Genomic DNA, 12,194 nt, shown 5'->3' with positions numbered 1-12,194 from the left:
AGGAGGCTTTATGTTACAAATCGGTCAGCCAGCCCCAGACTTCTCGGCAGATGCCGTTGTCGTGGAGGAGTTCAAGAAGGTCAATCTGTTCGATTATAAAGGGAAGTGGGTGGTGCTTTTTTTCTACCCCCTCGACTTCACCTTCGTCTGCCCGACGGAGATCACCGCCTTCTCCGATAACTACGGGAAATTCAAGGAGCTCGGTGCCGAGGTCCTCGGTGTCTCTGTCGATAGCAAGTTTTCGCACCTCGCCTGGATCAAGACCCCTCGAAAAGAAGGGGGACTCGAGAGACTGAATTTCCCATTACTTGCCGATCTCTCGAAACAAATCAGCCGTGACTATGAGGTTCTGCTTGATGCAGGAATCGCTCTCCGCGGCGTCTTTATCATCGATAATAACGGCAAGCTTCGTTATAAGTGTGTTCACGACCTAGGAATCGGACGCAACACCGATGAGGTCCTTCGAGTCCTCGCAGCGATTCAGGAGGTCGACAAGACCGGTGAGGTCTGCCCGGCCAATTGGAAACCGGGAAGCAAGAAAATCAAGCCGGATGTCGTGAAGTCGAAGGAGTATTTTCAAGGTATTTCTTCAAAGGCTTGAAAGTAATCCGCACGCATCGTCGGATTATGTCCCCTCTCATAGTCGATCGTCGTGACCGGTTTTGTCCCATAATCATGCCCCGGATAAACCTTGATCGTCGGATCGAGCCCTTTTAACTTCTGGAGACTTTGAAAAAGCTCCCTCGAATCCCCTCCAGGCAGATCACAGCGACCGCAGTTCCCCTGAAACAGGGTATCCCCAGTAAAAAGATAGAGATCCTCAACAAGATAACAGGTTGAGCCGGGGGTATGCCCTGGCGTATGAATAGCAACAACTTTTAGTTTTCCAATCGGGAACTCCTTCCCCGCTGTCAGGAGGATCTTTTTCCCCTGGCTCTTTTTGACCGCTTCTTGATCCAGATGATTAATAAAAATTTCTGCCCCTGTCTGTTCGACAACCTTCTCAACCCCCTCCACATGATCAAAGTGGCGATGTGTCAGAAGGATCTTTCTCACCTGATAACCATCTTTTTTTGCCAAGCCCAAAAGGCGATCGACCTCCCATGCGGGATCGACATAGGCACACTCCTTCGTCTCTGGATCTCCAATGAGATAGTTGAAATTTTTCATCATCCCGACTTCGAGTTGTTGGATGTAGATCATGTGAGGGCTCCCAGTTTGATCCCAAACCAAATGGTTACGGCAAGAAGGATAAGATTTAATGTTTGGGCTGTCTTGATCTTTCTCGCATAGCGCTCTTGCGTTGCCAGATCCCCCTGAATCACACCAGACGCCATCCGCGTCAGCTTGAGTCCCATCCCAAAACACTGCATTCCGGCAATCAAAAAAATCAGGAGGGTCAGCGCAAATTTCCAGATCAGGAGACCACCAAATTTATTGAAATACTCGGTCCCAAACTGGATTTTAAAATGAGTCAGATGAATCGCCCCACTCATAAAGGTGAGACAGAGCCCCAAAAGAAAAAGGGGGTGAAAAAGACGAAGGGAGGCGGCAAAAACCTGAACCCTCTGACCGCTATCAGAAATCGAATTCAGGGCAGCCGGAAATATGAAAATAAAAAAAAAGCCGCTGCCTAAACTCAAAACAACCCCAAAAATATGGAGGTAATTTAAGACGAGATTCATGACGAATAGGTCTCCATTTCATCCAGTTTTTTCATCAGCTCATGAATAATTCCATGCATCTTGAAAATAAATAGCAGACAGAGGGTCAAGGTAACGGCCACAAGGGCGATCGAGGCAAAGGCCCAGTAGAGATGGGACATATAAAATTCTTGCTGATGGGCCGATTTGAGTCCGGCCGCCATCGTCAGACAGAGACAGAGGAGAGAGCCTAGAGAAAAAAAGACGGCAATGAATCTCATCGAAAACTGATTAACATTCTCCTTGCCTCCTGCAAGCGGGAAATATACGGATGAATCAACAAACCCGAGGGGGGGATGGCTGAATTTCTCCAGAATCTTGAGAAATTTCTAAACGACCTGAGCAACTGGGTCTGGGGACCACCCCTTCTCATTTTGCTTGTCGGAACCCATCTTTTCCTGACGGTAAGACTTCGTTTTATCCAGCGTCATCTCTGGAAGGCAATCAAGCTTTCGATAAGTCGAGACAAAGAAGGGGCAGGAGATGTTAGTCAATTTGGTGCCTTAACCACCGCCCTTGCGGCGACGATCGGCACCGGGAATATTGTCGGTGTCGCGACAGCGGTTGCCTCAGGCGGACCCGGAGCGGTCCTCTGGATGTGGCTCACCGGCGTTTTTGGGATCGCCACGAAATATGGCGAAGCACTTCTGGCGGTTAAATACCGCGTTCTCGATGAAAAAGGACAGATGTGTGGTGGTCCGATGTATGCACTCGAAAGAGGGTTAAAGGCCAAATGGCTCGGAACTCTCTTTGCCATTTTCACGTCGGTTGCTGCCTTCGGAATCGGCAATATGGTCCAGGCAAATTCGATCTCGAGCATGCTCCACGAGACCTTTCATGTCTCTCCCTGGATCTCTGGAATTGTGATGGCCATCCTGACCGCCGTCGTGATCCTCGGCGGGATTAAGTCGATCGCCCGGGCCTGCGAGGCCTTGGTTCCTTTTATGGCAATTTTCTACGTCGCTGGTTGCATTTTTATTCTCATCAAAAATGCTTCGCTGCTTCCGGAAACAGTTCGCCTTATTGTTTCTAGTGCTTTCACGGGTCAGGCAGCCATTGGTGGCTTCTTGGGGGCTGGAATGAAGGAAGCGATCCGTTATGGAGTGGCGCGGGGTCTTTTTTCGAATGAATCAGGACTCGGCTCAGCACCGATTGTTGCGGCAGCAGCGCAAACGAAAAACCCGGTCCGACAGGCGCTTGTCTCTTCCACCGGGACCTTCTGGGATACGGTGGTGGTTTGTGCCTTTACCGGTCTTGTTGTCGTCAGCTCTGGCGATTGGGCCAGTGGACTGAAAGGGGCAGCGCTCACACAGTCGGCCTTTAGTCATATCCCCGTCGTTGGTCCACTTGTTTTGACTGTTGGACTCCTCACCTTCGTCTTCTCAACCATCTTGGGTTGGTCCTACTATGGTGAAAAGGCGGCCGAATATCTTTTCGGCACAAAAGTCATTAAACCATACCGCTATCTATGGGTCCTCGCCGTTCTTCTTGGCTCTGTGGCAACACTCCCGATGGTCTGGTCGTTTGCCGATATCGCAAATGGGCTGATGGCGATCCCGAACCTGATCTCACTTGTCTTGCTCAGCGGCGTTATCGTCAAGACAACTCGAGAGTATCTCTGGAGCGGAAACCTGGATAAGAGCGAAGGAAATTAAGAAGACATTTCGAGTGTCGATTAGACCTCTACGAGAATGTCGTTCCCTTCCACCTTGCACGGAAAAGTCTGCACTTTTGCTGCCGGATTCACCGGTGACACCCCTGTTGTCACATCGTACTGCCAACCATGCCACGGGCAGGTCACGATAGTCCCATCGAGACTTCCCTCACCCAGTGGACCACCACGATGGACACAGATATTGTCAATCGCACAGATTTTTCCCTCGACATTGAAGAGGGCGATCTGTTTCCCCTTCACCTCAATCACACGTCCCTCATTAGCGGGGACATCCGACTTGTTGATCGCTTTGATAAATTCTCCCATAGTCATCTCCTCCTAGACTGCAAAACAACCGCAAGCAGGTCAAAGTGTCAAGTGCGATGTCCATCCTGAGACCCAGGTGGGAATTGTCGGGGCGACTGGATTCGAACCAGCGACATCTAGCTCCCAAAGCTAGCGCTCTACCAGACTGAGCTACGCCCCGGAAAAAACTAAATTAATCTATTTGAGCCTATCAGATCAATAACTTTGATTGAATTGCCTTTTATAAAATCGGAGAACCGGGCGTAATACCGAAGGAAATAACAACATCTAATTTTGTCGTAAAGAAAGGTTCCTAAAAAAGCGTATAGCTTTGGTGATTCAATAACTTTGGTTCACGTTTTTAATATCTTTAGTCACTATCCCGTGTTGTGCAGTCAGGCACCTGGCCTTTTTCATCAACGATGGTACTTAGCGCCGCTTCCCGCATACGACCATCACCAATTGCGTTCGCATGTCTGCGTCGTACGCAGAGAGAAAGGCCTCTGTCTTGTGCATGCTCTTGAAGAAAAACATCTCTAGCAGGGGGTGACATTCTGCTAGTACCCTCTTCAAACATCGTCCATGACGAGCAAGCCTTGGTCGCAATGGCAAGGAGACGGTCTCGAACGGCCTGGTTTTCAATTCCCGCAGCCGCGTAGACGCGAGCACTACAGTGATAGCTCGAACTCTTCGCAATGTGGACTTTTGCTATCTGTTTTTCGCTTTCATCGTGCCCCTCAAGGGCCCTGTCAACACCATCCGGACTAAAGGGTCCCTCATCCCAATGAATACCAAGAACCCAGGGGGGAACCTCCGTTCCTATCTCACGACAATAAGACAATAACGCAAAACAACCCACACCGGCAATGAGAGGTCGAACCAATTGGGACAATGGTGGCATAGACATCCTCCTTGTTACAGAACAGTCGTGTGATCGTATTGGCGGAGAAATAGTTGCTAAAGAAGTGATCCAAATAATTCGTATCTTATCATGCATGGGGCACGCGATATTGAAGCGGCATTCGACGACTAAAATATTTCGAAAATATCAACTGAATCGCCATTCATTTTTCACTTGCGCTGTGCGTCATATAGATTTAGCCTAGAGGGAGTTACAAAGGATACCCAACTAAGAGGAGGTCCTATGGCCCAAGATACAATTACCCAAAAGGAAAAGGAAGCTGCCAAGGAAGTCATGGAGATCGCTGAAGCGGCCCGTGAGGAAAAGTGGGTTCATCCGAGTTTTGTGGGTGAGCTTTTTATGGGTCGTCTCCGAACCGACCTGATTGCCCCCTACCCGCAACAAACCGCCGAGGACAAAAAAATTGGGGATGAATACCTCAAAAAGGTTGAAGAGTTTTTAAAGAAAAATGTCGATCCTGAACTTCACGACAGAACAGGCGAGATCCCGCAGGCTGTTATCAAAGGCCTCATCGAGCTCGGCTGTTTTGGGATGAAGATCCCAAAAGAATACGGTGGCCTTGGTCTGTCACAGGTCAACTACAATCGTGTTGTTCAACTCGTCACCAGTTATTGTGGATCTGTCGCCGTCTGGCTCTCTGCCCATCAATCAATCGGTGTCCCACAACCCTTAAAACTCTTCGGAACGCCTGAACAAAAAAAGAAATTTCTTCCAAGGCTTGTGAAAGAAATCTCTGCATTTGCCCTGACAGAACCAGGGGTCGGCTCAGACCCTGCTCAAATGGCAACGACAGCAACCCCGACGGAGGATGGAAAATATTTTACTCTTAATGGTGAAAAACTCTGGTGCACCAATGGACCTGTCGCCAGCCTTATTATCGTCATGGCGAAAACCCCATCAAAATTCGTTAATGGAAAAGAAAAGAAGCAGATCACAGCCTTTATTGTCGAGGCGAATTCTCCAGGGATTGAGGTTGTTCACCGTTGTCAATTCATGGGACTCAGGGCGATCCAGAATGGCTTGATCCGTTTCAAAAACGTCAAGGTCCCTCGAGAAAATATCCTTTGGGGTGAAGGCCTTGGTCTGAAACTGGCACTGATCACGTTAAACACAGGACGACTAACCTTGCCAGCCGCCTGTGTGGGGGCAGCAAAGCTGGCCCTCGAAATTTCGAAAAAATGGTCAAATGAGCGTGTCCAATGGGGAGCCCCGATCGGAAAACATGAGGCGATCGCCTCGAAGATTGGTGAAATGTCAGCAACTCTCTTTGCAATGGAAGCGATCACCTGGCTTACCTCTACCTATGTCGACCTCGGTGGCAGGGACATCCGTCTTGAGGCGGCGATGTGCAAGCTCTTCTGTTCGGAGAAGGGATGGAAGATTATTGACGAAACACTCCAGATCCGTGGCGGGAGGGGCTATGAAACGGCGGAGTCACTAAGACAAAGAGGGGAAGAAGGGGTCCCGATTGAGAGGATGATGAGGGATTTTAGGATCAACACGCTGATTGAGGGATCCAGCGAAATTTTGAGGCTCTTTATTGCTCGAGAGGCGCTCGATCCTCATATGCGAGTTGCTGGCGCCCTGATTAACCCAAAATCACCTTTCAGTGCCAAGATGAAGGCGATAGGGAAAATGGGAACTTTTTATTCGCGCTGGTATCCGCAGCAATGGCTCCACTGGTCATTGTGGCCAAAACATGCGAGCTTTGGTCCGCTCGCTCGTCACGCCCGTTTCGTTGACCACGCGAGTCACCGTTTGGCCCGAACTATCTTCCATTGCATGTCTGTTCATCAGGCAAGATTGGAGAGGAGACAGCAGGTTCTTGGGAGGATTGTCGACATCGGAACCGATCTCTTTGCCATGGCGGCAAGTTGTTCACGAGCAATCACCCTCTCCAAACAGAACAACGCGGATCGTACTCCTCTGCAACTCGCCGATCTCTTTTGCCGAATTGCGAAACGACGTATCAAACGAGCCTTCAAAGAGATCTGGTCCAATGAGGATGCCAAGACTTACAGCGTCGCTCGAGGTCTCCTCGAGGGCCAGATGGGGTGGCTTACCACAGGAATCATCAAAGAAACAAGCTCTACTGGACCGGTGACGGAGGTGTCGAAACCTCGCTTGGCACAGGTACGTTAGCCGGCATCTGTTGAATAAGCTCGATGACAAGGAGTGTCGCCCGGCGGTTTTGCGCACGTCCTTCGGCAGTGGTATTCGGTGCAACCGGTTTTTCTTCACCCATCCCCACTGTATGGATTCTCTCTGATTCCACCCCACAAGAGACGAGATAATCCTTCACAAGGTCGGCACGCCTCTTCGAAATATAGCGGTTCATTGCATCCGTTCCGACGCTATCGGCATGCCCCTCGATACGAACCTTCCGAATCTCAGGGTGATTCAAGAGAAGTTCGGCGACTTCATTGAAGGCCCTCGCCATCTCCCCACTCAGTTCTGATCTTCCGAAGGCAAATGTGATCGGAATCTCTGTCCCGATAATCTGACCCTCCTTAAATTCTATCTTGACCTCAGGGCAACCAAAGAAGGCGGCAACGCCAATGGATTGAGGACAACGATCTTCTAGATCCCGAATACCGTCACGATCGGAATCGGCATCCGCCAACAAATAAATCGCCTGAATATCACTTTTCTCATAGTCCTGACTCAACGAATAAACCTTCGGGCAACCAGCATCGTGGATTTCTGGATTGAAATCCTCCTCGGTAGCAGGGCACCGAGAGACCAACGAAACCGTTTCTCGTAACTCAAAAAACTTCGGGCAGTCCTGATCATGGATCTCGGGATTGAATTGCGATGGGTCTTCAGGACATCGATTGGCAAGGTCTGATGCCGCCAAAACGTAGACAGTTGCATATTCCTCTTTTGAGAGATCTTTCCGGAGTTCGTACACCTTGGGACAGGCAGGGTCATGTTTCTCCGGATCAAAATCCTCTTCCTGACTTGGGCAAGAGAGACTCAAAGACGCAATCTGACTTAACTCATAATATTTTGGACAACTTGGATCGTGAATTTCTGGATTAAAGTCCTCTGGCTTTTCAGGGCATTTCCCCTTCAACTCAAAGACAGCCCATTCAACAGCCGGCTGCTCCGGAAGACCGTATTTTTGCTCCATCATCTTTTGACGTTTTCTCTTATGAGCCTCTGTAGACCCTGCATAGCTGGCCTTTAAAAGCCCCCGGATTCGCGGAGCGCCGGCCCCATAAACAAGCCCCGCTCCGAATCCCCCCGAGAGACTGAGTCCATTTTCCGCCTTCCAACGAAGTCCGCCCAGCAGTTCAACAGGATTTTCAGCCACCTCCTCAAACAACCGGTCCAATGGCCCCTTGGCGATTCCCTCCAGAGTAAAATCAAGCTTAGGAGTAAATTTCACCGCTGCTCCAAGACCCAAAAGAAGCCTCGCCTTGCTGATCTGAATATTGCTGACATTAATATCTTCCCCAACTTCTACCCCCGTATTAAGACCAAGAACGAAACGACGGGCGAACTCGACATCGAGGGCAAGGATACCACCACCCAGAATCGATTCATCACCAACGAAGTTTTGCGCATTGCCCGTCGGCAAATGAATAAAAGGGACAACAGCGATCCCAACCGGATAACGATAGGGGGAAAGGATCTCGAATTTTAAATCGATCCTCAGATCTCCCATATCAAGCGCATTCTCGAATCCCCCTGTCCCTGACGGTTGCTGAAACCGATTAAACCAGGCGATAGGGAGATCGGCCCCCAGAGAAAACCAATCGAAGAGACCGATCCCGGCAAAAAAATGCTCTGTAAAAACGGTGTCTATAATCGTCCGCGTCGACCCCTCCATCGGACGGTAGGCAATATCCAATTGCGTTCCTGCCTCCCACTCCAGGTGAAAAAGCCCTTGGGAGCCATAGATAAATTGAAAATCGTTATGAAGGGCGCTCGGGTAGGCACGAAAGACACTAAACCGTGTCGCTGTGGCATAAGAAAAGATCGGGGCCAGCAATACAAAGATAAAGACGAGAAGGGAAATGAGGCGTCGACCGGCTTTTAAAGTTGGTGACATCTTCTTGGAATATCATAACGTTAGCAACGATTTCAAACACAAGCAACAAAAAATGGGCGCTTTATAAATTAAAAAGCCTCTGATAGGATAGAAAGAGTGGTGCCTCGACGAATGAGAGCTTTTTCTGTTTTGTTCGGTAGTAGTCTTGTTTTTCTTGTTGCCTGTTCAGCACAGATAGATATTGCGGGCCTCACCGGAGATTCATCCCCCCCCGCTATCACGGCACAAAACCCTGTAGATGACGCCACTGTCGCCCCTAACATCAACCGCGCTTCGATTACCGTCGATGAAGAAGTAAACGTCTCTGAAAGCAGCGTGACGCTTGTCTGTGCAGGAACATCGATTTCGCTCGGAAATTTGAGCTTCGACAGTTTGACTCGAGTACTCTCTGCAGCGCTCCAGCAAGACCTCCCTCTGGGGGCCAGTTGTACCCTGACCTGGAATATCACAGACGCCTCAGACAATCCCAGGACAGTCGTTGTCACATTTAACGTCAGCAATGCCCTGGATGCGACGAGTCCCACAGTCAGTTCTTCAGAACCCTCGAACGGGGCCACAGGGGTGAGTACCAATCTTGCGACTCTTACATTCACCTTTAGTGAGGCAATGGATGGAACTCGATGTGCCCCCTCGAATATCTCATGCAGTCCTACACTCACCTTTGCTTCCTGTAGCTATAATAGTGATAACAATAGCTGTACCTGCACCTTAAGCTCCTCCCTTACCAGTGATACAAGCTATACTTGTACCCTTTCGAGTCAGACCGATGCCGCCGGCAATTCGGTTTCCGGAGGGAATCCTAGCGTTACTTTTACAACAGGATCGACGGCCGATACGACAAGCCCCACGGTCTCATCGTTCGAACCGGCTAATAACGCTACCGGAGTGGCAACAAATCTCTCCTCGATCAAAGCCAATTTCAGTGAAACGATGAACTCGGGTCTATGCTCCACATCCAATGCATCCTGCTCCCCTTCCATCACGTTATCCTCCTGCACCTACAGCTCGAATAGTTGTTCCTGCGCGATCAGCGGCTCTCTGTCAGCAAGTACCACTTACACCTGCACCTTCTCAGGCCAGAAAGATACGGCGGGAAATGACCTCTCCGGCTCCGCCAGCACCAGTTTCACGACAGCTGCTGCGGCTGACACAACCGCACCAACTGTCAGTAAAGCTGTACCGGCAAATGGGGACCTCAATCAATCAATCTGCCAACCAATTTACATTTGCTTTAGTGAAACGATTAATTCCGATCAGTGTACCACCGCGAATGCCACCTACACCCCTGCCGCTTCGCCAGAGGGTTCTGGATCGTTCTCCTATTGCTGTGTGGAAGGAGAGGCTGGCTGTACCACCCCTAAAGACCCCAGCTGCAGCGGTACCGTGTTTGAGTGGGGGCTTGATTGGCCGACGATTTGTGGGAATGCAGCTAGATCCGGTGGAAGTCAAACCTGGAATGTCCGAGGGAACCTTTCGGCGCCGCAACAATACACCATCACGATTCAAAACGTAAAAGACCCCTCAGGGAACACAATGACCAACTCGTCCGTTAGCTGGACGCCTCAGGATTAACGAGAATTTTTTTCATTTTTTGAAGTGCCTTCCCACGATGACTGATCTGATTCTTAAGATCAGGTGAGATTTCAGCCATTGTCTTACCAAACTCCGGCAAAAAGAAGATCGGATCATAACCGAAGCCTCCAACCCCTCCAGGTTTCCTTGCAATCTCACCGTCGCATCTTTCTTCAACAAAAAATTCCCGACCATCGGTCAGCCTCAAGACCATCGCACAGACAAAGTGGGCTGACCTCTCCCCTTCTTGAATAGATTCCATCTCGCGAAGAAGTTTGGAAAGATTTTCAGCGTCTGATGCCTTCTCTCCTGCATAACGTGCTGAAAAAACACCCGGTCTCCCTCCCAAGGCATCAACGACCAATCCGCTGTCATCGGCCAACGTAGGCAAACCAGTTTCTCCAAAGACAGCCCGCGCCTTTTTCAAGGCATTCCCCTGAAAGGTCGGTTGATCTTCAATCACCGGTTCGAGCTGTTGAAATTCCCAAAACGGGATAAGTTGTAAAGGAAGCCCTCGAAGAAACTCCGAGATCTCACGGAATTTGCCCCGATTTAATGTGGCAACAATCAGTTTCAATTTGACCTCAAAATTCCCCCACTTTGAAAAAGGGGGGCAAGGGGGGATTTATTCCTTCGCCAAATTCTCAAACCGGGTAAACTGCGTCAAAAAGGCGAGCTTTGCGCTCCCGATCGGGCCATTTCTCTGCTTGCCGATAATAACCTCCGCGATCCCCTTATTGACTGTTTCGCGATCATAAACCTCTTCTCGATAGAGAAACATGATGAGGTCCGCATCCTGTTCAATAGCCCCTGATTCACGAAGATCAGCCATGATCGGGATCGGCGGCTTTCGACTTTCCACCATCCGATTCAGCTGGGAAATCGCAATAACCGGAACGTTAAGCTCCTTCGCGAGTGCCTTGAGAGAACGTGAAATATCAGAAATTTCCCGTTCGCGACTTTCCTTGAAGCCAACCCCTCGAATAAGCTGTAAATAATCGACCACAATCAAACCAAGCCCATGCTCCTTCAAAAGTCTCCTCGCCTTGGCACGCATCTCAAGGACAGAAATTGCCGGTGAATCATCGATAAAAAGTGGTGCCTCGGAAAGGGTCCCGGCAGCCCGTGTCAATTTCGGCCAATCGGTCTCCGATAAAAAACCTCCTCGAAGTCTCGATCCATCGATCCGCCCTTCCATACAGAGCATTCTCTGAACGAGCTGCTCCTTGGACATTTCCAGGGAGAAAATAGCAGAGGGAATCTTGCGAATAACAGCGGCATGGGCGGCGACGCAAATCGCAAACGCGGTCTTCCCCATACTCGGTCGACCCGCAACAACAATAAGATCAGACCGCTGCAATCCCGCGGTGAGTCGATCCAGCTCAAGAAATCCGGTCGGAACACCGGTAATCAGCTCTTTCTTTTCATAGAGCTGTTCAATGGTTCGGAAGCTCTCTTTGACAATATCTTTTATTGGAAAAAAGGACTGCCGGACTCGTCTCTGAGCAATCTCGAAAATTTCTTTCTCAGCATTATCCAGATATTCTTCAATGTTTCCTGTAAGAGAATACCCCTTCGTCACAATCTCCGTCGCCTTCTGGACAAGTTTTCTTAAGATTGATTTTTCCCGAATGATCCGGGCGTAGCTTTCAATATTCGCTGCCGTTGGAATGCTATCTACAAGCATCGAAAGGAAGGCAGCGCCCCCAGCGTCCTCCAAGGTCCCTTCTCCGCGCATTCTTTCACAAACAGTAATCAGATCGATCGGCTCTCCTTCTTCAGAAAGCTCGAGCATGCATCGGAAAACCTTGCGATGGGTCTCTCGATAAAAATCATCGGGCGTCACAATCTCGACAACCCGATGGATCGCCTCATTGTCAATCATGATACCGCCAAGGACAGACTGCTCCGCCTCCAGATTTTGAGGAGGAAGCTTGGAGACGAGAGACTCAACCCTTGGGGCTTCTTCAGAACCCATGA

12 protein-coding genes and 1 tRNA gene are annotated in these 12,194 nt (G+C 49.7%); 4 read left to right on the top strand and 9 right to left on the bottom strand.

Annotated elements, in window-relative coordinates:
- Positions 1-10: 10 nt before the first annotated feature.
- Positions 11-601, top strand: coding sequence for a peroxiredoxin (locus tag HYT76_03645; GenBank protein MBI2082641.1), 591 nt, complete (start codon positions 11-13; stop codon positions 599-601).
- Here the strand turns inward: HYT76_03645 and HYT76_03640 are convergent.
- From HYT76_03640 to HYT76_03630, 3 genes are read right to left on the bottom strand one after another with little or no spacing between them, the layout of a single operon-like run.
- Entirely contained in the window at positions 577-1,203 is a 627-nt protein-coding gene (locus HYT76_03640; GenBank protein MBI2082640.1) for an MBL fold metallo-hydrolase, read from the bottom strand. The two genes, HYT76_03645 and HYT76_03640, sit on opposite strands and share 25 nt — an antisense overlap.
- Positions 1,200-1,685, bottom strand: coding sequence for a hypothetical protein (locus HYT76_03635; GenBank protein ID MBI2082639.1), 486 nt, complete (start codon positions 1,683-1,685; stop codon positions 1,200-1,202). The genes HYT76_03640 and HYT76_03635 overlap by 4 nt, the downstream gene beginning before the upstream one ends.
- Entirely contained in the window at positions 1,682-1,924 is a 243-nt protein-coding gene (locus tag HYT76_03630) for a hypothetical protein (protein ID MBI2082638.1), read from the bottom strand. The genes HYT76_03635 and HYT76_03630 overlap by 4 nt, the downstream gene beginning before the upstream one ends.
- A 75-nt stretch (positions 1,925-1,999) precedes the next feature.
- On the opposite strand from HYT76_03630, the gene HYT76_03625 reads away from it, so the two are divergent.
- A complete protein-coding gene (locus HYT76_03625) occupies positions 2,000-3,358 on the top strand; it encodes a sodium:alanine symporter family protein (protein MBI2082637.1) in 1,359 nt (452 codons plus the stop codon).
- Between the two features lie 20 nt (positions 3,359-3,378).
- Here the strand turns inward: HYT76_03625 and HYT76_03620 are convergent, their stop codons facing one another.
- The 3 genes from HYT76_03620 to HYT76_03610 all read right to left on the bottom strand — a co-directional run bounded on the left by HYT76_03620 (position 3,379) and on the right by HYT76_03610 (position 4,564).
- A complete protein-coding gene (locus HYT76_03620) occupies positions 3,379-3,684 on the bottom strand; it encodes a Rieske (2Fe-2S) protein (GenBank protein MBI2082636.1) in 306 nt (101 codons plus the stop codon).
- Between the two features lie 86 nt (positions 3,685-3,770).
- Positions 3,771-3,844, bottom strand: a tRNA-Pro gene (locus HYT76_03615).
- Positions 3,845-4,033: 189 nt separating this feature from the next.
- Entirely contained in the window at positions 4,034-4,564 is a 531-nt protein-coding gene (locus tag HYT76_03610; GenBank protein ID MBI2082635.1) for a hypothetical protein, read from the bottom strand.
- Between the two features lie 243 nt (positions 4,565-4,807).
- Here HYT76_03610 and HYT76_03605 point away from each other — a divergent pair, with 243 nt between their 5' ends.
- Positions 4,808-6,727, top strand: a complete 1,920-nt coding sequence (locus HYT76_03605) for an acyl-CoA dehydrogenase family protein (protein ID MBI2082634.1) — start codon at positions 4,808-4,810, stop codon at positions 6,725-6,727.
- On the opposite strand, the gene HYT76_03600 is transcribed toward HYT76_03605, so the two are convergent.
- The gene (locus HYT76_03600; GenBank protein ID MBI2082633.1) at positions 6,675-8,642 is read right to left on the bottom strand and encodes an OmpA family protein; all 1,968 of its coding nucleotides are present in this window, start codon (positions 8,640-8,642) and stop codon (positions 6,675-6,677) included. The genes HYT76_03605 and HYT76_03600 overlap by 53 nt on opposite strands.
- Positions 8,643-8,753: 111 nt before the next feature.
- Here HYT76_03600 and HYT76_03595 point away from each other — a divergent pair, with 111 nt between their 5' ends.
- On the top strand, positions 8,754-10,214 hold the full coding sequence (locus HYT76_03595) for an Ig-like domain-containing protein (GenBank protein MBI2082632.1): 1,461 nt from the start codon (positions 8,754-8,756) through the stop codon (positions 10,212-10,214).
- Here HYT76_03595 and rdgB read toward each other — a convergent pair.
- Together rdgB and dnaB are read right to left on the bottom strand one after the other, a co-directional pair.
- Positions 10,192-10,791 carry an RdgB/HAM1 family non-canonical purine NTP pyrophosphatase gene (rdgB, locus tag HYT76_03590; protein MBI2082631.1) on the bottom strand — a complete coding sequence of 200 codons (600 nt, stop codon included), beginning with the start codon at positions 10,789-10,791 and terminating at the stop codon, positions 10,192-10,194. The two genes, HYT76_03595 and rdgB, sit on opposite strands and share 23 nt — an antisense overlap.
- Before the next feature lie 48 nt (positions 10,792-10,839).
- Positions 10,840-12,192, bottom strand: coding sequence for a replicative DNA helicase (gene dnaB, locus HYT76_03585; protein ID MBI2082630.1), 1,353 nt, complete (start codon positions 12,190-12,192; stop codon positions 10,840-10,842).
- Positions 12,193-12,194 lie beyond the last annotated feature (2 nt).

The sequence above is a fragment of the Deltaproteobacteria bacterium genome, assembly GCA_016180845.1.
Taxonomy (GTDB): domain Bacteria; phylum UBA10199; class UBA10199; order JACPAL01; family JACPAL01; genus JACPAK01.
Note: the sequence above shows the minus strand (reverse complement) of the source record. Positions and strands in the feature narration are given on the sequence as shown.

Bases quoted from the DNA above. Each gene is read 5' to 3' on its own strand.
- HYT76_03595 (MBI2082632.1), top strand. From the start codon at position 8,754: ATGAGAGCTTTTTCTGTTTTGTTCGGTAGTAGTCTTGTTTTTCTTGTT.
- HYT76_03635 (MBI2082639.1), bottom strand. From the start codon at position 1,685: ATGAATCTCGTCTTAAATTACCTCCATATTTTTGGGGTTGTTTTGAGT.
- HYT76_03640 (MBI2082640.1), bottom strand. From the start codon at position 1,203: ATGATCTACATCCAACAACTCGAAGTCGGGATGATGAAAAATTTCAAC.
- HYT76_03625 (MBI2082637.1), top strand. From the start codon at position 2,000: ATGGCTGAATTTCTCCAGAATCTTGAGAAATTTCTAAACGACCTGAGC.
- dnaB (MBI2082630.1), bottom strand. From the start codon at position 12,192: ATGGGTTCTGAAGAAGCCCCAAGGGTTGAGTCTCTCGTCTCCAAGCTT.
- HYT76_03605 (MBI2082634.1), top strand. From the start codon at position 4,808: ATGGCCCAAGATACAATTACCCAAAAGGAAAAGGAAGCTGCCAAGGAA.
- HYT76_03630 (MBI2082638.1), bottom strand. From the start codon at position 1,924: ATGAGATTCATTGCCGTCTTTTTTTCTCTAGGCTCTCTCCTCTGTCTC.
- HYT76_03610 (MBI2082635.1), bottom strand. From the start codon at position 4,564: ATGCCACCATTGTCCCAATTGGTTCGACCTCTCATTGCCGGTGTGGGT.
- HYT76_03620 (MBI2082636.1), bottom strand. From the start codon at position 3,684: ATGGGAGAATTTATCAAAGCGATCAACAAGTCGGATGTCCCCGCTAAT.
- HYT76_03600 (MBI2082633.1), bottom strand. From the start codon at position 8,642: ATGTCACCAACTTTAAAAGCCGGTCGACGCCTCATTTCCCTTCTCGTC.
- HYT76_03645 (MBI2082641.1), top strand. From the start codon at position 11: ATGTTACAAATCGGTCAGCCAGCCCCAGACTTCTCGGCAGATGCCGTT.